Here is a 23,049-nt window from a genome sequence, read left to right as displayed (position 1 = left end):
GGCGGCGGCGATGGAATCGGCGATCTTCAACGCGCGCTGCCAGGGAATCGCACGCTCGCGCTCGATGAACTTCGCCAGGCTCTCGCCGGAGATCGCCTCCATCACCATGTAGACGAGCCCGGGCTCCGGACAGCCGAAGTCCCGGACCTGCACGATGTTGTCGTGACCGATCCGGATGGCCGCCTGGGCCTCCAGCAAGAATCGATCGACCCACTCCTGATCGAACGCCAGGCGCGGACTCAGCAACTTCACGGCGAGGCGCTCGCCGAGGTACACGTGCTCCGCGAGATAGACGGTCCCCATGCCGCCGCCTCCGATAACCTCGCAGAGCCTGTATCGATTCTCCAGGACCTGCCCGAGCCGGCCCGCGGGCTCACCCATCCGCATCGATCCCCCCAGGGACATTCTAGACCCATACGGACCGATTGCGGTGAGCCGAGGGCCGCGCGAATTTGCGTCGTGAATCGGAGACGATGGTTCGAGACGAACGACGATGCGCGGCCAGGCTCGCACCATTCCTTCCCTGCGAGCCGGCCGCATTCGAATGCCCCGCGCGCGGCGCCGGCGGGCTCGAACTCGAGCGACCTCGTCCGGCAGGCGCCGCGAATGCGAGCGGTTCGACGCCCGCCTGCAGGCGAGACTCCGCGGATATCGATCCGGCCCCGGCCTCGGCGCGGGAATGGCACGCGCGCAACAATAGCGCCCGCGCCACCGCGAGCCCGCGGGCCGGGTCGGTGCGAGCGGCGGCCTCGACGAAGCCGCGGGGATCGGCGCTGTCGGACAGGCCGACCCACGGCCCTCGCGCTCACGGCCAGACGTTGGTGCCCGGCGCTCCTGCGAGCGGGCGGCGGGCGTTGATGACACAGAAGCGCTGCCCGGTCGGCGCCTCCATCACCACCCAGCGCGGCCCCTTGGCGACCTGCCGCGCGCCGAGGCGCTCGAGCCGGGCGACCTCGGCCGGCTGATCGTCGGTCTCGATGTCGAGGTGGATGCGGCTCGCGTGGCTGACCCGCTGGACCTCGATGTGCAAGTCGCGGGCGCTGGCGTCGAGCACGGCGTAGCCATGGCCGTCGTCGCCCTCCGAGGCCATGCCGAGCGCACGGCTCCAAAACGCGGCGGCGTCGTCGGGCGGAGTGTCCTGGCAATCGATGATGAATCCGGCGAGGCGGCTGTGATGCATCGCCAGGGTGTACCAGAGTCGGCCGCGACGCGACCACCCGAATGTCACGAGTCGCGCCACTACTGCGTTGATCCACGAGCGGGCTCGACAGCCTGCCCTGTCCCCCCGATCGGAGCCGACTTCGCGTGGAGCACGAGGACCGCGAAGGACCCCGGTCGCCGCGGCTAACGTCGGTGCCCGTAGTAGAACCGCGGGAAGGCGCGGGCCTGGAACTCGGGGATGAGCTCGCGCGGGAAGAACGGCAGGGTGTGGAGCTCGCCCAGCGGGACCCAGACGAAGCCGACCTGCGAGACGTCGGGCGAGACCATGCGCGGGGTCTGCCCGGGCAGCAGGCGGCCGTACACGAACACCTCGACCTGATGGAAGCCGGGCGGGAGGTTGGTGACGGCCAGGCGGTCGGCGATGATCTCACGGATGAAGGCGACCGCCCCGAACTCGGCCCGCACGCCCAGCTCCTCCTGCAGCTCGCGGTGAAAGGCCTCCTCGATGGTCTCGTTCTCCTGGACGCCGCCGCCGGGGGTCACGTACCACGACTCGACGGCGTCCTCGAAGCGCTCGAGGAGGATGCTGTCGCCCTCGAGGAGGATGGCACGCACTGCGAGACGCGGCATGGCGGCCCCACGATAGCCGATCGCCGCGGAGCTGGACCATCGCCGGTCGCCATTCGTCGCTCGGCCGCCCGATCGGCGGCGCACGCACCCTCGCGGCCGGAGGCGGGCGCCCCGCGAGCTCATCGGCCGCTCACGCGAGCACCCGTGCGAGCACGCGGTGATAGACCATCCCGTAATAACACTCGCCCTCGACCGCCAGCGCCTCGAGGCCGGCGATGAACCGCGCGGCCTCGGCGGACGGCAGGCCGTCGGTCACCGCGTCGTCGGCGTAGCGGGTCATGAGGTCGCGCAGGTACGGGCTGAAGGTGTCGTCGGTCCACAGGAACGACGTCCGCGGCAGCAGCGAGAAGCCGGCCTCGCGCACGTAGCGGCGCAGGCCGTGGCCCTGCCACGGCTGCTTGAGGCGCACGTGCTCGCTCGAGATCCGCTCGGCCAGGTTGTGGTCGGGGTGGGCGACCGTGGCGCTCGCCAGGTCCTGCTCGAGGAACAGAACATGTCCCTCAAGACATGTCCGTTCGCGCAGCTCGGCGAGCAGCCGGCGCAGCGCCGGCTCGGACAGGTACGGGGTGGTGACCGCGGAGACGACGAGGTCGACGCGCGCCGGCAGCTCGGCCGGCCACGGGGTGCCCGCCTCCCACTGCGAGAAGCGCAGGCGCGCCGGCACGTCGGCGGCGGCCCGGCGAGCGAACGCCAGCATGCCCTCGCTCTTGTCGGTGGCCCACACCTCGATGCCCTCGTGCGCGGCGACCATCCGCCGCGCCAGCCCGCCGCTGCCGCACCCGACCTCGACGACCTTCAGCCCGGGGCGCAAGAGCGGCAGCACCAGCGCCTCGAACATCGCCGCGGTGGCCGGCAAGCCCGCCCGCGCCTCCATGCGCCGCGCCGCCGCCTCGGCCTCTCCGGCGGCGTCGAGGCTGGCGTAGGCGTAGAGTCCGCGCGGCGACATCGGGCCGACGATAGCGCAGGCTCGCGCCGCGAGCGATGCCTCCGCGCGACCCACGGCGCGGTGAGAACCTCACCGCGCTCGTAGCCCGCGGACCTCGCCAGCCCGCGATCGCAGCGACGACGGCGAACGATCCGCTCGCACGCGCCGCGAGGATGCCGTGCAGGGAGCAGGCGACCCGCGCATCACTCCCCCGCCGCCGCCATGACCACCCGAGCCTCGCGGCCTCGCCGGCATCACTCCCCGGTCCCGAGCCTCGCGGCCTCGTCGCCTCGCGTACGCCGCGACCACCCGAGCCTCACGGCCTCGCGGCGCTCGCCAGCGAGAAGTACCTCACCTCGCTCAAGTGGCCGTGGGCAACGTCGACCCAGGGCGAAGTCGACGTCCTCGGTGCCCCGCCGGACCCGATGGAGGCGTGGCTAGCCCTGCATCGGGCCGAGGAGGATTCAGCGCGAACAGACGCTCGAGTCGAACGGCCCGGCGGGCCATCTCCCTTATCGGTGAGTCCAACAGCCCGGCGGGTGATCAGCACGACGTGGGCGGCTTCGACCGGCCGGCCCGGGCGAGCACGTTCGCCCGATCTGTGCAGCGTCTCGGGCCAGACGTAGAGTGACGGAATGTTCGGCCGTTCGTTGGGAACGATCCTGTGTTGGCTCGCAGCCGGCTGCTTCTACAACCCCCGAGGGACCGGTACCGGGGGGACCGGTCCCGGGGAAAGCACCCACGGCCCCATCACCACCGAGATATCGACCTCGACTTCGCCCACCACCTCGACGGGCGTGGATCCCACGACCGGCACGACCACGGTTGCAATAACTTCGGTTTCGACCGGCGACCCGACCTCGATGTCGCCGGAGGTCACTTCGACGATGGAGCCGCCTGATTCGACGACCACGACCGAGCCCGGCGCGACGACGGAACAACCCGACGCGAGCACCACCGGCAACACGACCGCCGAAGCGCTGCAATGCCTCGACATCGTCAACCCCGGTGATCCGTGCGGCGAATGTGCGTGCATGGAGTGCCACGACGAGATGCAGGCGTGCCAGGAGGACCCCGGCTGCAGGGCGATCCGCGATTGTGGCAAGGAGACCGGCTGCAGCGGGATCGCATGCCTCGGCCCGTGCGGCGACGTCATCCAGCGGAACGGCGGCCCGTTCGGCCCGTCCGGCATGCTCGCCCAAAACATCGGCACCTGCGTCGACGCGGGGTGCCAGGTCCCGTGCGGCGCGGTGCAGCAGTGTCTCGCCGCAGTCCACCCCGGTGACCCGTGCGGTGAGTGTGCTTGTACGAAGTGCCTCGACGAGATGCAGGCGTGCCAAAAGGACGCCGGCTGCAAGGCGATCCGCGACTGCGCCGCGGAGGCCGGCTGCGGCGGGATCGACTGCCTGGGCCCGTGCGGCGACGTCATCCAGATGAACGGCGGCCCGTTCGGCCCGTCCGGCATGCTCGCCCAGGAAATCGGCACTTGCGTCGACATGCAGTGCCAGGGTCAGTGCTGAGAAGCGGACGGTAGGCCCGGGCGGACGCGAGGCCCGCTCAGGCCGAGCGCCGACGACGCTTTCCGGTAGATCTCGTCGCGCCATTGCAGCAGGTCGGCGTACTCGCGCGCGAGCGCAGGCCGCATCCACGCGACACGGGTCGCCGGGCCTCGCCACTCCGATCCGTCGCAACCAGCTCCATGCTCCGGACGCATGCCACGAGCTTGTCGTGGCTCGCTACTCCCGAGCCACGACGAACTCCATGGCCCGACGACATGCAGGGCTCACCTCAGCCTCACGGCCCCTGACCTTGCAACATTCTTCGCGCACCGGCTCACGCCGCGACCACCCGAGCCTCGCGGCCCGTGACTGTCGCCAGGAACCATCACGCCCCGGCCCACGCTCCTCGCTGTCCGCGCTCACGCGCGCCGGCGCGGGCCTCGCTTGCTCGCCGGGCGCGGGCTCGCCAGCGCGGCGATCACCAGCTCGCGGAAGGCTCGCGCGCCCGCGTCGAGGTGCGTGCGCTCGTGCCACACGAGGTCGATCGGGAACGTCATCGGCGGGCCCGGCACCGCCAGCGGCACGAGCGGCAGGACGGGCGCCAGCGCCTCGGCGACGCGGCGCGGCAGGCCGCACACGTGGTCGGTGTTGGCGGCGACCACCGCGGCGGCGAGGAAGCTCGGCACCACCGCGGCGACCTCGAAGCTGAGGCGCTCGCCGGCCATCCACGCCCGCGCCGCGCGGTTGCCGATGCCGCCGCGGCCGAGCGCGAGGTGGATGTCGACCAGGCGCAGCGAGGCCCACACCTCGCGCGTGACCGGCTCGCCGAGGGCCGGGTGGCCGCGGCGGACCAGCATCACGCCTGTCTCTTCGTACAGGTGATGCGCGTGCTGCCCGGGCTGCGGCGCGGTCGCGGGGGCGACCGCCGCGTCGACCTCGCCGCCCGCGAGCCCGCCGACCGCCTCGAAGTGATCGACGCTGACGACCCGCAGGCACGCCCGCGGCATCGCGCGAGCGAACGCCCGGGCCACCCGCGGGAGGTCGCAAATTTGATGGGCGTCGGACAGCGCGAGCGCGAAGCTGCGGGTGGTGGTGGCCGGGTCGAACCGCTCGGCGCCGGCGACCACCCGCTCGAGCTCGCGGATCGCCGCCCGCAGGTGCGGCCCCAGCTCGAGCGCCCGCGGGGTCGGCACCAGCCCGCGGCCGCTGCGGACCACCAGCGGGTCGCCGAGCTGCGCCCGCAGCTTGGCCAGCGAGTTGCTGACCGCCGACGGCGTGACGTGCAGCCGCCGCGCCGCCGCGGCCGCGCTGCGCTCGACGAGCACGGTGTGGAGCACGAGCAGGAGGTTGAGGTCGAGCGCCGAGATGTTCACCACCAGTGATGTTTACCGTCACGTATCGTCACTTGCAATGATTGTCCCGAGGACGAATCCTCGCCGGCGGGAGGTACGATTTGACGGACTCGACGAGGGCGAACGGCGGGCTGCGGCGGGCGGTGGTGGTCGGCGGCGGGGTGGCGGGGCCGACCGTGGCGATGTTCCTGCGCCGCCTCGGCCTGGCGACCACGGTGCTCGAGGCCCGCAGCGAGGCGGCGGGCGACGAGGGGGCGTTCCTCGGCCTGGCGCCCAACGGCCTGCAGGTGCTGGCGGAGCTGGGCCTGGGCGCGGAGATCCAGGCCCGCGGCGCGGTGTGCCAGGGGATGCGGTTCACCAACGCCCGCGGCCGCTGCATCGGCGTGATCGACCACCGCGACCACGCGCAGCGGTTCGGCGCGCAGATGGTGATGATCCGCCGCGCCGAGCTGCACCGGTCCTTGATGACGGCGGCCGGCGAGCGCGGCGCGGACTGCCGCTTCGGCGCGAGGCTGGTGGCGCTCGACGAGCGGCCCGGCGAGGTCGTCGCGCGGCTGGAGAGCGGCGAACAACTCGCGGCCGACGTGCTGCTCGGCTGCGACGGGCTGCGCTCGCGCGTGCGCGCGCTGACCCTGCCGGACGCGCCGGCGCCGGCCTACACCGGCCTGTGCGACCTCGGCGGCTTCGCTCGCTGCCCCGGCGCGCCGCTCGAGCCCGGGTGGACGGTGATGACATTCGGCCGCCGCGCGTTCTTCGGCGCGTTCGCGGCCCCCGGCGGCGAGGTGTGGTGGTTCCACAACACCGGCGCGCGCGAGACCATGCAGGTCGCCGATCCCGAACAGCGGCGCGCGTCGATCCTGGCCCTGCACGCCGGCGACCCGGGGTGGATCGCCGACGTCGTGCGCGCGACGCCGACGCTGCTCGGCCCGTGGGCGCTCCACGACATCATGACCCTGCCCCGCTGGCACGCGGGTCGGGTGTGCCTGCTCGGCGACGCGGCCCACGCGACGTCGCCCTCGGCTGGCCAGGGCGCCTCGCTCGCGCTCGAGGACGCGCTGGTCCTGGCGCGGTGCCTGCGCGACGCCGAGGCCCCCCAGGCCGCCTTCGCCCGCTTCGAGCAGGAGCGCCGCGGCCGCGTCGAGGCGGTCGTCCGCCAGGCCCGCAAGAACGGCGACGGCAAGGCGCCCGCAGGCCCGGTGGCGGCCTGGTTCCGCGACCGCATGCTGCCGCTGTTCCTCCGCCTCGGCGCGGCCGCGCAGGCGCGGACCTTCGCCCACCGCGTCGAGTGGTCGCCGCGGGCGGAGTGAGCGCTGTCCTCGAGGACATGTCTCTCGAGGTCGTTTTATATGTCCTCGAGGACATGCCCTCTAAGACATCCAGGAACGACGCCGAGTCAGCGGGCCGGAGCGAACAGCGGGGCCGCGAGCTCGCGGATGTTGGCGGCGAACGAGGCGAGGTACGACTCGCCGTCGCAGAGGTGGAGCCCCTCGCGGCGATCCTCGCTCGGCGTCCAGACGATGACGGCGTCATCGCCGCACCAGCGCCAATTGTCGGCCGCGCCGACGACGTCCGCCAGCGGTTCGAGGCGAATGCCGAGCGGCTCGACGTGACAGCTCCCGAGCCCCTGCACACAGACGATCCGGAGGTGCGTGTTCGGCAGGCGCTCGGCGTCGACCGACGAGCACAGCGCGCGGGGCAGGTAGCTCACCTGGTCGGCCCCGGTACGCAGCAGATCGCCGAAGACCTCGCCGTCGGCGGCGCGCACCGTGACAGCGGCGTCGGCACGAAGGTCGATCACCCGCACCTCGTCGCGGGCGAGGGCCTCGTCGACGCGCGCGATCTCGGGGACATCGAGGAGCGAGGTCGGCGCGGGCAGGCCCCACACGGTAACCCAGACAATCCATGCCGCCAACGCGCCCACCATCGCCGCCGAGGCGAGTTGCCCGGTGTAGACGAGGAGTGCGGCGACCAGGACGCAGCAGCCCACGCTGCCCAGCATCACCGGGAACGCGCGGGCTTCCAACTGGCGCCCCACCTCGACCTCGCGGGCGTGCGCGACGACCAGTTGCGCGCGCTCGGCCTCGAGCTCCGCCCGTTCGGAGGCGGTGAGGCGCCGGGTCGCGGACGAATGCACCCCGACACGCTAGCAGACGGCCGCCCCCTCGGCAGGCCACAGCCGCGCCTCACACGCTTCACCGTAGCGTCAGTCCGTGACCGCGGCTGGCTCCAAATTAACTCCCAAGATGTCAGCGACGATCTTCGGAAATCTCGAGCGTGCAGAGACGTCTTGGTCTCCGAACACAATCGTAAGCTTGGCAACAAAAGTGAGAATCAGCAGAGCGGTTGTCACGAAACCCGCGAATGCGGCGAATCGGCGGAACGGCTCGATCTCGAGAACCTCCGCGCTCTTCTCTTTTTCGGAGAAGAGTGTATTTCCATGCCTATGAAGGCGGTACACTCTCATCCACACCCATATCCCCACAAAATGGTACACAGCGTAGACGGCCGTGGCCACACTGATCCGAAGTCCGTAAAGGTCCAGCTTCAAACCTATCAAAAGAGGCAATAGAGTGAAAGCTCCTGCCCAGAAAACTTTTGCCCCGAAGATACCAGTATAATCGCGAAACAACCGCCGCTCGAGTGCCGAAACGTCAAGTGGCGATGTTCCCGTCGAACGCCTTGAGCCAAGCCGCACAAAAAATGCCGCGACTCGGTTCCACCGTTTTCTGAACCAAGCCTTAAGCCCTGAATCTACGATCGTCTTATCAGCCTTCAGCCCTTGCTCGAAAATAGGCCGGTTCGAAAGCTCAGCCAGTTCAGGGCGAGCGGCGACTGGTCTGACGAGATCGAGCACCCATTGCCGCTCTTCCTCCGCGAGGCGCTCAAAGCGCCTGTGGGCACGCCACTCGTCTTCTGCCAGAGCTCCTTCGTTCACGGGATCTTGCTCAAGCGTGTTGAGCCACCGCTCACACCTCTGCGCATAAGAAAGATGTTTGGCCTCGCGATAGAAACGAGCATTCTCAACGAGAATAGCGCGGATTTCCTCTCGAAGCGCGATATCGCGAATAGCGCACTTCGCATACTCGTCGCCTAATGCGGCTGCCTCATCGGGACGATCAAGTCTAACTTGACGTTCCTTACTGACGATATGGATTGCCTCCCTGTGCCTTCCCGACGCTCGCAACGCCTTTGAGAAATCAAAGGTGGCGTAGTATCGTTGCTCACGATCGGACGCATTCCAGTACAACACGGCGGCGATAGCTCGCGACTCTTCGGCGAAACCCAATTCCCGCAGGGCCGCAGCCAAACGGCTCAAAACGATAGGCCCGGCAGACTCTACGAGAGGAGAGTAAAGCTCGAGCGCTCGCAAGATCAACTCGGTGCCGATGCGGGAGTAATCTTGGCTAGCTCCTTTCACAAGCGCGTGACCTAAAGCAGCTGCGTCCCGGTCCCCGAGCGCTTCAGCAACAGCCGGGGCCACAAGAGACCTTGCCATCTGCGAAACGGCACTCCACACTGAAGCAGGTGCACCCACTCGATCACATACCGAGACTGCCGTGCGGAGAAAGTTTGCCTGAGTCTCTAAGACTGTGTGTGGGCTGCAAAGGCGGAGCCCCTCCTGTATAAGAGAAAGTTTCTCGGCGGCGGACAACGGTGATTCGGGCCGAATATCCAGCATTGCCGATAAGATGGCCAATCGTAAATAAATGGGCAATTTCTGCCCTCCTGCTTGGAGCACGCTGCGGAGCTGTTCTATCCGCTCATCTTGAGGCAAGAGCTCCGATCGCGCCATCTGAAGGCGGATTTGCGCGATCTCGGTGTAATATCTGGAGTTGCGAGGAAGCAGAGTCTCGCAGCGCTGGTCAAGTTCTCTGAAACGAGCGATGGCCAATTTCTGAGCATCTGGAGAATTAGTTCTCAACAAGGCCTTCGCTGCATGGTGCATAGCCGATGCCAGCACGTCGGGAGCATCGTGCGCAATTTTTACTTCTGAGCGCGCGAGTCGATCAAGGCAATCAAATGCGGCTATACGTAGAGTTTTAAGTTCCTTATTGTCTCGCGTGAATCGCTGGGGGATATGATCAAAAATTTCTCCGATAACGTCTGGAGAAAGCTGCCAGAGGCTGTCTGGACCATCTACAACGTACGACAGGTGCTTGAGCAGGGCATCAGGATTTGACATTTGTGCTGTATCAACAAAAGCTTTCACCACACGAGACGACGGATGTGGCAAATCGATTCCAGCGTACGACTTCAGATAAAGACAGCCTCGAACAAGCGCGCGCGCTCTTGCGCCCCGAGTTTTTAGCTCATCAAGGAGCTGCTCGTTCCCCACCCATGTCTCCAGCAGGTTCACGAGTGTCGTCACCAAGGTTGACGTTCCGGTCTGACGGGCATAGCTTCCAGTGATACGGTGCGCCTCAACATAGCGCTCCGATTGTCGCTCGTAAACCGTCAGGAGAGGAGCCCGAGTGTGGGCAGTAACTTGGTACTCGGGTGGGAGCCATGAAATAGGAATGCCTGGATCGCCAAGGATAGCAACCAGTGCTACGCGTGTCCGATCCTCTGGTGTGAGGTGCCTCCAGACCTTGGAGACAGACGAGGCCGTGAGTTGATCAATCTCCGCAGGCTCGGACAGGATAGATTCCAGGAATTCTCCCAGCGCTCCTGCACGATCGCTTTGGTCGTGGACGAGTTCAGCGACAAATTGGGCTCGCAGGGGGTTATGCGCGAGCATTGGGGAAATCCTCTCGATCAGTGCCTGTTCCTCCGATGCAAGGGGAACGCTGGCATTCAACGACTCGGCATACGCTTGCTTGAAAGCTTGCTCGTCGGCCGATTCAAGCTTGACTTCCGTCACTCCTTGCGCCCCTGGACCCCCAACGACAACCGAGCCTCCGCGGGACGCATCGAGCAATGACTCCAAGTCGGCACGCGAGCAGAAAGCGTCGAGAGCGTCGATGACAATAAGAGGATTATCTGTATGTCTATAAAGCGTATTCCGAACTAGCGCGCATACTGTACGCAAAGAGCGGTGCGCGCACGAGGGCTCGCCGAACGCCTCGACAATGACCGACAAGCCTTCCCGTAGTGCTAGATCTGTAGAAGGTCGATCCCCGGGTTCAGTATGCCGATCCCCGAGTTCAATATAGTAACCATGACGCTCGGCAGCAACCTGCCGTAACACTTGAGTCTTGCCCTCGCCAGGGAGTCCGCGAAGCGCAACAATGCGATGTCCCGCATTAAGCCTCTCAAGGACCCCCTTGGCGGCTGCATCAAGTCTCAGCGAGCGCCCCTTTTCGACAAAGACAGGTGGCCGCAGACCAATAGGAATCTCGAGATGCTGATTTGGATCGGTCTTTAGACGGGATGCGTGAGAGTTCGCCTCATCGGTCATGAGTTAGGATCGATCATAGGCCGAGGAGGCCTTGCCCCGCAAGAGGCCATGGATGGCGAATATCTAGATGATTCGCTGGCGGACTAAACCGGTGTAGGGTTCTGGCGGCGCGCGAGGAGCCAACGACGCGCTACAGGAACCTGCCCCGCGTGAGAATACGCATAAAACGAGAACGCCCGCCCGATATTTGCCGATCTACGACCATAGAAGAGAATGAATTAGAGCGCACACCGCGCATCCGTACAGAGGTATTACTTCCTAATTCAGGGCAATGGAGTTCGCGGACCTGGCGACGGTAGTTCTTCAGATCGCCAGACTCGGACAATATCCGGCACTCTACGGCGGTTCCCCAGCACCCCCGACCGCCCGGGCAGGCGCGAATCAGCGGCCCGGTCCGGGCGAGCGCACCGATGCCTTCGACCAGCCCCCTTCATCAGCGGCTCGTGGGGCAGATCCCTCGTGGAGCCCCACGGGGTAGTCCGGCACGAGCGCCTTCAACAGGGCAACCAGGCGGTAGCGCAGCCCCCGACAGCAGTACCCGGTTCCATTCGCCGCGGAAGTTGTGCGGGGGCCGCGTTGTCCTTCACGCCGCTCGTGAGGCGCGGCAAGAGTCGGTCGAAGTCGAAGCAACCTATTGATATGAACCGGGCAACGAGCCCGTCAACGGCAGCGAAACCGTGCTATACAGCTCGCCCGCGCTCGCTCCCACGTTCGGAGGTTGGAGGTGTCGATCGGAGCAGTCCGTGCCGACCTAAGGACCAGACCCGCCCCGCGGCTGCTGACGCCGGCCGCACCGCGCGCCCCTGCTCGCCGATTCGCCCGTTCGGCCGGCCTGAGATCCGCGTCCGCTCCATCCCCCGGCTCGAGCTCACCTATAGCGACGGACTCAACCTCGACCTCAGCCCGCACGGGGGCGTCATCAACGGCCCGGGCTCGGCTATGCTGCCCCGCGATGAGCGAGATCGACGCGCTCGCGCGCAGCCTCGTGGTCCTCGGCACCGAGGTCACCAGCCTCGAGCTCGGCGGGCGATGGGGCAAGCACCGCCGCACCGCCCCCGCCGGCGCCAAGCTCTACGCCGCGCTCCATGGTGGATCCGAGCTCGTCGTCGCCGGTCGCAGCCTGTCCATCGGGCCAGGTGAACTCGCGTTCCTGCCGCGCGCCGACGAGCACGTCATCCGCGACAGCGCCGCCACCCCGATCCCGCGCGACGGCAGCGCCTGCGTCGGCATGCAGCAGGCCGCGGCCGACGTGTGGAGCACCGAGGCCCCGGCGACCACCAGCCTGGTCGTCGTCGATCTGCGGCTCGATCACGGCGACGCCCCGTGGCTGGCGCTGCTGCCGGCGGTGGTCCACATCCACGGCGACGACCGCGAGCTCGGCCGTTGGCTCGCCGACACTCTGGCCCTGCTCGGGCGGGCGAGGACGCTGTCGCCGTCGCTGCGCGAGACGATCACCGCCTCGTGGGCCCAGGCCCTGTTCGCCAGGGCGCTGCGCGACGCCGGCGACTCGCTGCCCGCCGCCGAGGCGCTGCGCGACGACCGGATCGTCGCCGCCCTGCTGCGCCTGCGCGCCGAGCCGGAGAAGCCGTGGGAGCTCGGCGAGCTGGCCGCGCAGGTCGGCATGTCGCGCTCCGTGCTGGCCGCCCGCACCACCGCGCTGCTCGGCGAGCCGCTCGGCAGCTACCTCCGCCGCCTGCGCCTCGACCGCGCCGCCAGCCTGCTCGCCACCACCGACGCCTCCGTGAAGGCGATCGCCGCCCGCGTCGGCTACGCGAGCGAGCCCGCGTTCACCCGCGCGTTCGCCCGCGCCCGCGGTGTCGCCCCCAACGCCTACCGCCGGGCGCTGCGGCAGGCAGCCGCGGGCTCCCAGGCTTCGCTCGCGAGGCCCTGATCGCGCGAGCGGAAGAGCATGTCCTTTAGGACATGTAAGACGCGGGCGTGCTCGACGCGGCCTGTCGTCTCGCCTCGCGTCGGCGCCGCGACAGGTCCGGACGCGCGGATAGGCGATCCGGACGCGCGGTGCGACCCGCCGAACTAGCTTTGTCGGCACAGGAGACGCCATGCAAGACCACGACACGGAACCCATGCGCGCGGCCGCGGCCCTCGCGGCGCACCTCGAGTGGATCGCCCGCGACATCGAGCGCTGGCTGGAGCTGTTCGCCGACGACGCGATCGTCGAGTTCCCCTACGCCGCCCGCCTCGGGCTGCCGCCGCGGCTCCTCGGCAAGCCGGCGATCGCGGCCTACTTCCGGCGCACCCCGGCGGTGTTCCGCGACCTGCGATTCTCCGGCCTGCGGTCCTACCCCGGCGCCGACCCCGACGTGATCGTCGCCGAGGTCCACGGCTCGGCGACGCTGTTCCCGCGCGGCACGGCCTACGAGCAGGACTACGTGATGGTGCTCGAGTGCAAGGACGGGCAGATCGCGCGCTACCGCGAATATTGGGACCCGAACGCGGCGAGCGACTTCCGCGAGGGCCCCGTCCGCGACGCGCTGGGAGGTGAGTGATGCGCGCGCTCGTCACCGGCGGCACCGGCAAGACCGGCAGCGCCGTCGCTCGCGGTCTGAGGGCTCGCGGCGTGACCGCGGCGATCGCCAGCCGCCACCCGCGAGATCCCGACCACGTCCGCTTCGACTGGGCCGATCCGTCCTCGCACGATTCGGCGCTGAAGGATGTCGACGCCGTCTACATGGTCGCGCCGGCGCTGGTCACCGATCCCGACCGGCTCATGGTGCCGTTCATCGACCGCGCGCTCGCCCGCGGCGTCGAGCGCTTCGTCCTGCTCAGCTCGTCGGCCCTCGACGCGCGAGCGCCGGGCCTCGGCGCGGTACATGCGGCCCTGCAGGCGCGCGCGCCGGCGTGGACCGTCCTGCGGCCCTCGTGGTTCATGCAGAACCTCGTCGACCCGCAGCACGCCCTCGGCCGCGCGATCCGCAGCGAGCGCGCGTTCGTCAGCGCCAGCGGCCACGGGCGGATCGGCTTCATCGACGCGGAGGACATCGCCGCGGTCGCGGTGGCGACATTGCTCGCCCCGGCCGACGCGGACCTGATCCTCACCGGTCCCGAGGCGCTCTCGTACGACGACGCGGCGGCGATCCTCTCGGATGTGCTCGGCGAACCGGTGGTCCATCGCGCCATCCCCGTCGACGAATGGTGCGCCCGCCTCGTCGCCGCCGGCATGCCGGCCGACTACGCGGCGATGCTCGGCGCGCTCGAGCAGGCGATCGCCGGCGGGGCCGAAGATCGCGTCACCGACGAGGTCCTGCGCCGCACCGGCCGCCCGCCGCGCTCGCTGCGAGCGGTCGCGCGGGCGGCGTTCGCCTCGTAGCTCCGACCGCGGCCCCCAAAGCCAGTACCCAACCGCGGTTGGCGGGCCCAACCAAGCCTGCCCCTATCGGCGGCGCAAGGCCCGGGAACACGGCGCCCCGGGCCTGGCACGGTGCTTGCCTAGGCCCGGCTCACCATGTCGCACCGCGCTCGTCTCTATCCGCTCCTCACGCTCTGCACCCTGGGTTGCTCCTTGCCCGCCGAACCGGGCGACGCGACCTCCACCACGGACGACGCGACCAGCGACGCGAGCTCGAGCACCTTCGCCGAGGAGCCGACGATCACCGAGTCGATCCTCACCACGAGCACGGAGGAGCCCTCGACCGGCGGCGAAATCGCGGCTCCTCCGGCCGCGCCGAGCCTCGTCCTCGATTATTCGCCGATCAAGCGCTACGATTTCTCGTGGGAGCCGGTCGCCGGCGCCGAGTATTATCAATTGCTCGAGCGCCCCTATCCCGAGGTCCCCGGCTGGTCGCAGCTGGGGGGCGATCTGGACGGCACTTCGACCACCTGGACGACGCCGCTCCACCTGCGCCTCTCCGCCGCCTATGCGCTCCGGGCCTGCAACCGGGCCGGCTGCAGCCAATCCGAGCCCGTCCAGGTCGACCCCGCGGTCGACGGCGCGATCGGCTACTTCAAGGCCTCCAACGCCGAGAGCGGCGACTACTTCGGCTACAGCCTCGCAATCTCCGCCGACGGCACCACCATGGTGGTCGGGGCCGCCCGCGAGGACAGCGGCGCCCACGGCGTGGGCGGCGACGAGCTCCACGACTACGCCACGGACAGCGGCGCGGCCTACGTGTTCGTCCGCGACGGGGACACGTGGAAGCAGCAGGCCTATCTCAAGTCCTTCAACGTGGACGACAAGGACCTCTTCGGCGAGGTCGTCATCTCCGCGAACGGGGACACCATCGCCGTCGGCGCGCTCAAGGAGGACAGTGCGGCGACGTGCGTCGGCGGCGATCGCAGCGACAACAGCGCGAAGGATGCCGGCGCGGTCTACGTATTCGAGCGCAAGGCCGGCGCGTGGTCGCAGGCGGCGTACATCAAGGCGAACACCACCCAGCCCTCGGCCGAGTTCGGCTGGGCCCTCGCGCTGTCCGCCGACGGCAACACCCTCGCGGTCGGCGCCCACGAGGAGGACAGCGCCGCCACCGGCGTCGACGGCGATCCGTGGCAGGGCGTCGCCGAGGACTCCGGCGCGGTCGATGTCTATTCCCGCGACGGCGGCGAATGGGTGCACCGCGCGTACCTCAAGGCGTCCAACACGGGCACGGGCGACCATTTCGGCGCCGCCCTCGCGCTGTCCGCCGACGGCACCACGCTCGCCGTGGGCGCGCCGTTCGAGCAGAGCAAGTCCGCAGGGATCGACGGCGATCAGCTCGACGATTCGCTGTACTCGGGCGCGGTCTACATGTTCTCGCTGAAGGACGGGGCCTGGTCGCAGCAAGCATACATCAAGGCGTCGAACCCGGGCTTCCTCGACCTCTTCGGCTTCTCCGTCGCGCTCACGCTCGACGGTGACACCCTGGCCGTCGGGGCGGCCTACGAGGCTTCCGCCGCGACGGAGATCGACGGCGACCAGGCGAACGACGCGGCGGCGAGCGCAGGGGCCGTCTACATGTTCTCGCGTCAGGGTCAGACCTGGCAGCAGGACGTCTATATCAAGGCCCCGAACGCGGGCGAGGGCGATCTCTTCGGCTATTCGCTGGCGCTCTCCGGCGACGGCGGCGTGCTCGTCGCCAGCGCCCCGAATGAGGGCAGCGGCGACGCCGGCAGCTTCGCCGACCCGACCGACGAGACCGGGCCGAACTCCGGCGCCGTCTACGTGTTCACGCGGGTGGCCGGCACCTGGACGCACCGGCGCTACCTCAAGGCGCCGAACTCTCGCACCGACCTCCAGTTCGGCGAGGACGTCGCCCTCTCCGCCGACGCCAGCACTCTGGTGATCGGTGCGCCTCAGGACCAGAGCACCGCGAGCGGCATCGGCGGCGACCAGAACGACGGGGCAGGGTCGGAGGTCGGCGCAGTGTACATGTATTGAGCGGCCCCGGTACCGCCTTGCACTCCGCCCCGCTGACGGTCGGAGCTCGAAAGTCACTGGCAGGATGGAGGCTCGTTCACCGTCCTGCTCCCGGCCGCTCGCCCACCCAAATCCAGTACCCAACCCCGGTTGGAGGCCCAAGCCGACCTGCCCCCGCCGGGCCCGCAAGGCCCGGGAACGCCACCCACCACGCCTGGCACAGCGCTTGCTTTGCCCGACTCACCATGTCGCTCCGCGCTCGTCTCTATCCGCTCCTCACGCTCTGCACCCTGGGTTGCCCACCGCCCGCCGAATCGGGCGACGCGCCGTCCACGACGGACGACGCAACCAGCGATTCGAGCTCCAGCACCTTCGCCGAGGAGCCGACGATCACCGGGTCGATCCTCACGACGAGCACGGAAGAGCCCACCACCGGCAGCAGCAGCGACGGCGAGAGCACGAGCACCGGGGACGAGGCCGGGGCTCCTCCCGCCGCGCCGACCCTCGTCCTCGACTACGCGCCGATCAAGCAGTACAATTTTTCATGGGAACCGGTCGCCGGCGCCGAGTATTATCAATTGCTCGAGCGCCCCTATCCCGAGGTCCCCGGCTGGTCGCAGCTGGGAGACGACCTGATCGGGACCTCGACCACCTTGACGATGCCGATCCACCTGCGCCTGTCGGCCGCCTACGCGCTCCGCGCCTGCAACCAGGACGGCTGCAGCCAATCGGAGCCCGTCGAGGTCGATCCCGGAGTGGATGAGGCCATCGGCTACTTCAAGGCCTCCAACGCCGAGAGCGAAGACTACTTCGGATTGGACCTCGCCATCTCCGCTGACGGCACCACCATGGTGGTCGGAGCTCCGTACGAGGACAGCGGCGCCCTCGGCGTCAACTCCAAGCAATCCGACAACTCGAGCCCGAACAGCGGCGCGGCCTACGTGTTCGTGCGCGAGGGTGATTCGTGGAAGCAGCAGGCCTACCTCAAGTCCTTCAACCCGGGCGAGGGGGACCAGTTCGGTGAGGTCGCCATCTCCGCCAACGGCGACACCATCGCCGTCGGCGCCCGGCAAGAGGACAGCGGGGCGACGGGCATCGGCGGCGATCCCAACGACAACAGCGGGACGAATTCGGGCGCGGTCTACGTGTTCGAGCGCAAGGGCGGCGCGTGGTCGCAGACGGCGTACGTCAAGGCGAACAACACCCAGTCCCTCGCCAATTTCGGCGAGGCGCTGGCGCTGTCCGCCGACGGCAACACCCTGGTGGTCGGCGCTCCGTCCGAGAGCAGCGCCGCCACCGGCGTCGACAGCAATCCGTGGCAAGGCTTCGTCGAGGGCTCCGGTGCGGCCTATGTCTATTCCCGTACTGGCAGCGGATGGACGCACCGCGCGTATCTCAAGGCGACCAACACGGGCCAGTGGGACAGCTTCGGCGCCGCCCTCGCGCTGTCCGCCGACGGCGCCACCCTCGCCGTGGGCGCGCCCGACGAGGACGGCAAGACCGGCGGGATCAACGGCGATCAGCTCGACGGCGCCGCGAGCGCGGGCGCGGTCTACATGTTCGTCCTGAACGACGGCGCCTGGTCGCAACAAGCGTACATCAAGGCGTCGAACCCGGGATCTCCCGATCTCTTCGGCTTCACCCTGGCGTTGACGCAAGACGGGGACACCCTGTTCGTCGGAGCGCCGATGGAGGCTTCCGCCGCCACCGAGATCGACGGTGACCAGTCGAACGACGAGGCATACGCCGCGGGGGCCGTCTACGTCTTCTCGCGCCTGGGCCAGACCTGGCAGCAGGACGCCTACATCAAGGCCCCGAACGCGGACGAGGACGATCACCTTGGGATCGGGCTCGCGGTGTCTGGAGACGGTGGCATCCTCGTCGCCGGAGCCCCGGGTGAGGGCAGTGGAGGCGCTGGCTGCTTCGCCGATCCGTCCGACGAGACCGCGCCAGGTTCCGGCGCCGCCCACGTGTTCACGCGCGTGGATGGCACCTGGACGCACCGGCACTATTTCAAGGCGCCAAACTCTCGCAGCGACTCCTATTTCGGCTCGCCGATCGGCCTCACGGCCGACGGCACGACACTGGTGATCGCGGCGCCTACCGAAACGAGCACCGCCACCGGCGTCGACGGGAATCAGCTCGACATGGCGGGGTCCCGGGTCGGCGCGGTGTACATGTATTGACCAGAATACCTCATGCCCCGCTGCACGCTTGGGAGGACTGCTGCGAATCACTGGGACGCGCCGCCGCGACCCGGCCGACACGCACGACCCGTCTCGCCTGGCCCCTCGCAATCAATAGCGCCGCCAGACCGGAAAGACCCGTTCGGGCACCGGCGCGACCATCCCGTCGGCGATGACGTCCCCCCAGGTCTTTCCGGACGGCTCGCCGGCGAGGAACGCCTCGACCGCGAGCTCGCCGAGCGTGCAGATCGACCACGTGGTCGCGCTCCCGTCGGTGGTCGAGAACGTGGCGACCGCGGCCGCCTCGACCTTGATGTACGGCACGCCGACCTCTCGCGCCGCTTCGACGAGCGGCACCACCAGCGCGGCCGGGACGCGTCGATCGACCAGCAGCGCGATCGAATCGTGGTACTGGCCGTCGAACTCCTGCCGGAGCCAGCGCCGAAACGGATACTCGAGGTTCGGCGCGTCCAGCCACCAGTGCATCCCCTCGACCTCGAGCAGAGGACCGCGCGACGGATCTACGCTGAGGACTGCCCGCGGGACTTCCCACGCGCCGTCGCACACGTCGATCCGCGGCGGATCGATCGTCGGCGGCGACGACACCCAACCCAGCCCGAGCAGCCCTGTACCGCGATCGAGCGCGGGATAAAGCGCCTGGTACGCGGTACGGTGCGGGGCGGTGGCGAGCGCCGCCGCGACGCCGAGCCCGCCCATCGCCGCGGCGAGCGCCCACCGTGAACGACCTGTCGACGTGCCGCGCAAGAGTCCGCCGCCGATCACCAGCACAAGGACAGCGCTGCCGAGCACCCACGACTCTGCGCTCCTCACCGCCGCCGGCCACGTCTCGTATGGGTCGTCCGAGAGTTCGTCGATACGATAGTGGATCCTCAGCCACGCGGCCGCGGTGACCGCGATGCTCATCGGCAACGCCAGCGCGGCGATCCGCGACCACACCTGGGCCGACGACCGACCGCAACGCACTGCGACCATCCCGCTCGCGGTCGCGGCGCACGGCAGCAGGACGACCGCGAGGGCCCCGGCCAGCGCCTGCCCGGCGAACGCCCGCCACGGCAGAGCCTGTAAGTACTGCATGTTGGTCACCCAGCGCATCCACACGCCGGGCTCGACCGCGATGAAGTTGTCGGCGAACATTGCGTCGCGCACCACCGCCTCGGCCGCGATCCACAGCGCGACGATCGCCGTCGTCGCCAGGACCGCGACCGTCGCCATCGCCACCTCGAGCCGGCCGGCCACATTCGACCGCATGCACCGGAGCACGGCGTGGAGCCCCGCCGCGAGCCCGAGCCAGAAGCAGGTCAGCAGAGCGTGCCCCCAACCGGCCGCCTCCTCGGCGATGTCCTGCCAGCAGTCGAAGTTCCAGGCGCTCCGGAAATGATCACGGTATGGCGGGCGAAGCCGAGCTTCACGCGCCAGGAGCTCGAGATCGAGGAAATCGGCGACCAGCAGATCGAGCAACCCGAGCGCCAGCAGACCGCCGCCGACCGACCACAAGGCGTGAATCAAGATCTCGCGACGATCGCTCGACACCTCGCCTGCAACGACGCAGGCTCGCCGGCGGTCTGCCGTGCAGAAGGACCTCGGCGAGCGGCGTCAGCCGTCGCACGTATCGGAGAGCCGACATGGGAGCGACTTCGCCCGCGGCCTTGCTCGAGGCGTCGACCTCCGCCCCTGCAGATGCGTGCTTCTCATGGTCGCACTGGCCCGAGTGCGCCGCCGCACTGCGCTGATTCTGTCGATCGACGTAGAACCGCGAATCGACGCAGCAGGGTCCGAGCGTCGTCGAGTCGCGGCGACCCACGAAACCCCGCGCTCGCGTCATTCCGCGAGACCGAGGCGCGAGGCGAGGCGGCGAACGCCTGCGCGGATGAATTGGCCGTAGCCGTCCTCGGGCAGGTCGCGCGCGGCCCCCAGCGCCTGCTCGGCCGAGGCCCTCGCTCCGGCCAGATCGCCGGCGACGCGGCGGGCCTCGCCGAGGTTCAGGTGCAGCGACGGGTAGAACTCGCGCAGCGACAGCGCCGGGTGCAGGCGCCGCAAATCGTCGTCGGTCAGCCCGTCCGCGGCCTCCAGCGCGCGCTCGTCCCATCGCACCACTTCACGCGGATCGTCGTGCGCGTCGGCGAGGTAATGCGCGAGCACGCAGCGGGCCGCCGCGTCGTCGGCGAGTTCGTGCCACAGCGCGAGCAAGTGCGCACGGGCGGCCGGGCGATCGCCGGCGTGGAGCGCGGCGACGGCGACCTGGATCCGCTCGAGCGTCGACTCGGCCATCGGTCCCCGAGGCGTATCACCTGCCCTGCCCCCTGTCGACCGGCCCCGTGCTCGTCGCTCGGGGAGCCGGATCGGGATCTCCTCCTTGAACTACGGCCCTCGCCAAGTCACGCGCTCGACCCCGCCGGAGAGCGCTCAACGGAGCAGCGCGACCACAAGCGCGAGACGACCTGGCGGGCTGATCGACCCAGATCGAGATCTGCTCTGCGGACAGCGACGAGCGGGTCATCAGCCACAGCGTGTGCATCCGCGCTCGAAGCGAGCGGGCGCACTGCGCCGGGCCGAGCGGCCGGTCACGGTCGCCGTCGCTGCGCCGGCGCTCGCGACCTCGAACAGGTCGACGCAGCCTGGCGACGAAGGCTGAATTCATGTCCCATGCGACATGTCTTAAAAAGCATACAAAAGCGCGGGCCGGACGCGGGCGGGGCGATGTTTTAATGAAAGAGTGCATCGCCATAAGAGATAGTAGGCACACCCGTCGGCCGGCCCGCGAGCCGCGCCGCGACCGCCGTGGCGGCGATCATCGCGCCCGGGCAAATGCGGGCGAGGATTCGAGCGTCGTTGCGGATTGGTGGAAGACCGCGGCGCCGGGGTGACCGGCGATACGAACATATTCGCCGTGGCGGACTACACTGTTCATGGCACCGTCCAATGATGGTCGTGCGTGTCAGAGCGACTCGAGGATCTGGCGGATCTCAGCCAGGTCGGCGTCGCCGGGCAGCGCCGCCTCGGCGCGCTCCAGGGCGGCGAACGCCGGGTCGAGCGCGCCCGCGGTGGTCACGTCCTCGCGCACTGCCTTGAGCGCCTCGGCGTACTCGAACACCGCGGCGCCCTTCTTGAGCATCGCCGACTCGGCGGCCAGCACCTCGCCGAGCTGCAGCGAGACCTCGGCCTCGCGCTGGGCGAAGGTCGCCGCGTCCTTCCACTGGACCACGACCGTGAAGCTCGAGTTGAGGTCGAACTCGGCCGGCGCGCAGGTCTCGACGGTCTGGTGGAACACCATCGCGTCGTTCGGCGCCAGGTGCTGCGGCTCGATGTCGGCGGGGTCGGCGGAGTACTCCTCGCCGCTGAACTTGACGATCGAGAAGCCGGGCGGCATCTCGAGGCGCACGCGCACGTCGCGGGCCGCCACCGCCATGGTCTGCACGAACCGCTCGCTGAACATCCGCCGCGCCTCGTCGGCCGAGGGGATGAACAGCGAGGCGCCGCGGCCGACGTCGGTGACCGCGTCCATCAGCGTGTCGTTGTAGGTGTCGGGGTAGCCGACGCCCACGCCCACGAGGTAGATGCCGTCCTGGTCCTGAGCGCCGGCCCCGTCGGCGATGATGCTGGTGTCGGTGACGCCCGCGTTGGCGCCGCCGTCGCTGACCAGGACCACGCGGTTGATCCGCCCGGCGTCGAAGTGCTTGTGCGCCAGCTCGTAGCCGGCCGACAGACCGCCGTGGAGGTCGGTGCCGCCGCCCGCGACGAGACCGTCGCACACCGCGACGAGGGTCGGGTCGTCGGCGCCGGTGACGGTGTGGCCCGACAGCTTGATCGCGTTCTCGGTGTCCCAGCCGACCGCGGAGACGACGTCGCCGGCGCGCAGGCTGCCGGCGATCCGGCGACACACCTCTTTCTGCATCTCCATCGGCACGCCGTCCATCGAGCCCGACTCGTCGAGCACGAGGGTGACGTTCATGAGCCGGCGATCGGCGTTGGCGATCGACTCGCCGGCGATGCCCACCTGCATGACGTACTGACCCTCCGGCATGCCGTCGATCCGCGTCAGCTCGGGCGTCACGGTCAGCTCGCCGGGCTTCGCCGTCGGGTACTTGAACGAGTAGTAGTTGAGGAACTCCCACGTCCGCAGCGGCACGCTGTCGAGGCTGCCGCGGTTGAGGATCGCCTCGCGCGCCTGCACCGGCGAGGACGTCGAGTTCGAGTCGTCGGGCGACAGGAAGAGCGTCACCGGCGTGTCCATGTCGCAGGCCGGACCGTCGCCGGCCTGGGCGTCGTCCGGCATCTGCTTCGGCGTCGGCTCCTCCTCGGGCGGCTCGCCCCAGTCGCCGTAGCCGCCGCTCGCGGAGCCAGCGTCGTCTCCGCAGGCGCCAGCGAGCGCGGCCGCAGCCACGAGCGGAAACAGGAGCGCGCCCCGCCGACCGGCGCGCGCGCGTGGAGTGCAAGGAAGGTCTAAGCCAAGCATGTTCGTTCCCCCACGCCGGAGTAACCGGGGCGGCCGCTCGAATTGCGGCGGCGAGAAAAAAACCTCGCGCGGCC

The 23,049-nt window shown here is 69.1% G+C and carries 16 protein-coding genes and 1 pseudogene; 7 read left to right on the top strand and 10 right to left on the bottom strand.

What is annotated here, in order from left to right; all coding sequences use genetic code 11:
* From O0S08_RS51240 to O0S08_RS09880, 4 genes and pseudogenes are all read right to left on the bottom strand, one after another.
* A pseudogene (locus O0S08_RS51240) lies at window positions 1-303 on the bottom strand (protein kinase domain-containing protein); the annotation flags it as partial.
* Window positions 304-805: 502 nt separating this feature from the next.
* On the bottom strand, window positions 806-1,180 hold the full coding sequence (locus tag O0S08_RS09890; protein WP_269038809.1) for a VOC family protein: 375 nt from the start codon (window positions 1,178-1,180) through the stop codon (window positions 806-808).
* 164 nt (window positions 1,181-1,344) lie between these two features.
* Window positions 1,345-1,791, bottom strand: a complete 447-nt coding sequence (locus O0S08_RS09885; protein ID WP_269038807.1) for an NUDIX domain-containing protein — start codon at window positions 1,789-1,791, stop codon at window positions 1,345-1,347.
* A 130-nt stretch (window positions 1,792-1,921) separates the two neighbouring features.
* Window positions 1,922-2,737, bottom strand: coding sequence for a methyltransferase domain-containing protein (locus tag O0S08_RS09880; RefSeq protein ID WP_269038806.1), 816 nt, complete (start codon window positions 2,735-2,737; stop codon window positions 1,922-1,924).
* A gap of 866 nt (window positions 2,738-3,603) precedes the next feature.
* Between O0S08_RS09880 and O0S08_RS09875 the strand changes: the two genes are divergently transcribed.
* Window positions 3,604-4,236, top strand: a complete 633-nt coding sequence (locus O0S08_RS09875; protein ID WP_269038805.1) for a hypothetical protein — start codon at window positions 3,604-3,606, stop codon at window positions 4,234-4,236.
* Window positions 4,237-4,634: 398 nt separating this feature from the next.
* On the opposite strand, the gene O0S08_RS09870 is transcribed toward O0S08_RS09875, so the two are convergent.
* The gene (locus O0S08_RS09870) at window positions 4,635-5,591 is read right to left on the bottom strand and encodes a LysR family transcriptional regulator (RefSeq protein WP_269038804.1); all 957 of its coding nucleotides are present in this window, start codon (window positions 5,589-5,591) and stop codon (window positions 4,635-4,637) included.
* A 77-nt stretch (window positions 5,592-5,668) separates the two neighbouring features.
* Here O0S08_RS09870 and O0S08_RS09865 point away from each other — a divergent pair, with 77 nt between their 5' ends.
* On the top strand, window positions 5,669-6,874 hold the full coding sequence (locus O0S08_RS09865; RefSeq protein ID WP_269038803.1) for an FAD-dependent oxidoreductase: 1,206 nt from the start codon (window positions 5,669-5,671) through the stop codon (window positions 6,872-6,874).
* A gap of 86 nt (window positions 6,875-6,960) precedes the next feature.
* Here O0S08_RS09865 and O0S08_RS09860 read toward each other — a convergent pair whose 3' ends face one another.
* Complete coding sequence (locus O0S08_RS09860) at window positions 6,961-7,701, bottom strand: hypothetical protein (protein WP_269038802.1); 741 nt, start codon at window positions 7,699-7,701, stop codon at window positions 6,961-6,963.
* A 69-nt stretch (window positions 7,702-7,770) separates the two neighbouring features.
* A complete protein-coding gene (locus O0S08_RS09855; RefSeq protein WP_269038801.1) occupies window positions 7,771-10,965 on the bottom strand; it encodes a hypothetical protein in 3,195 nt (1,064 codons plus the stop codon).
* Between the two features lie 952 nt (window positions 10,966-11,917).
* Between O0S08_RS09855 and O0S08_RS09850 the strand changes: the two genes are divergently transcribed.
* The 5 genes from O0S08_RS09850 (at window position 11,918) to O0S08_RS09830 (ending at window position 18,501) form a co-directional block, all read left to right on the top strand.
* On the top strand, window positions 11,918-12,856 hold the full coding sequence (locus tag O0S08_RS09850; RefSeq protein ID WP_269038799.1) for a helix-turn-helix domain-containing protein: 939 nt from the start codon (window positions 11,918-11,920) through the stop codon (window positions 12,854-12,856).
* Window positions 12,857-13,025: 169 nt separating this feature from the next.
* Window positions 13,026-13,472, top strand: coding sequence for a nuclear transport factor 2 family protein (locus O0S08_RS09845; RefSeq protein WP_269038798.1), 447 nt, complete (start codon window positions 13,026-13,028; stop codon window positions 13,470-13,472).
* A complete protein-coding gene (locus tag O0S08_RS09840; protein WP_269038797.1) occupies window positions 13,472-14,293 on the top strand; it encodes an NAD(P)H-binding protein in 822 nt (273 codons plus the stop codon). The genes O0S08_RS09845 and O0S08_RS09840 overlap by 1 nt, the downstream gene beginning before the upstream one ends.
* A gap of 135 nt (window positions 14,294-14,428) precedes the next feature.
* Window positions 14,429-16,336, top strand: coding sequence for a hypothetical protein (locus O0S08_RS09835; RefSeq protein WP_269038796.1), 1,908 nt, complete (start codon window positions 14,429-14,431; stop codon window positions 16,334-16,336).
* Window positions 16,337-16,560: 224 nt separating this feature from the next.
* Entirely contained in the window at window positions 16,561-18,501 is a 1,941-nt protein-coding gene (locus O0S08_RS09830; RefSeq protein WP_269038795.1) for an FG-GAP repeat protein, read from the top strand.
* A gap of 111 nt (window positions 18,502-18,612) precedes the next feature.
* Here the strand turns inward: O0S08_RS09830 and O0S08_RS09825 are convergent, their stop codons facing one another.
* The 3 genes from O0S08_RS09825 to O0S08_RS09815 form a co-directional block, all read right to left on the bottom strand.
* On the bottom strand, window positions 18,613-20,028 hold the full coding sequence (locus tag O0S08_RS09825; RefSeq protein WP_269038793.1) for a hypothetical protein: 1,416 nt from the start codon (window positions 20,026-20,028) through the stop codon (window positions 18,613-18,615).
* A 312-nt stretch (window positions 20,029-20,340) separates the two neighbouring features.
* On the bottom strand, window positions 20,341-20,790 hold the full coding sequence (locus O0S08_RS09820; protein ID WP_269038792.1) for a hypothetical protein: 450 nt from the start codon (window positions 20,788-20,790) through the stop codon (window positions 20,341-20,343).
* Between the two features lie 667 nt (window positions 20,791-21,457).
* Complete coding sequence (locus O0S08_RS09815) at window positions 21,458-22,903, bottom strand: vWA domain-containing protein (RefSeq protein ID WP_269038791.1); 1,446 nt, start codon at window positions 22,901-22,903, stop codon at window positions 21,458-21,460.
* Between the last annotated feature and the right edge of the window lie 146 nt (window positions 22,904-23,049).

The organism is Nannocystis punicea (genome assembly GCF_026965555.1).
In the GTDB taxonomy this organism is placed as follows: Bacteria; Myxococcota_A; Polyangia; order Nannocystales; family Nannocystaceae; genus Nannocystis; species Nannocystis punicea.
The sequence above is the reverse complement of the archived record's forward strand: the minus strand, read 5'-3'. Positions and strand labels throughout refer to the sequence as shown.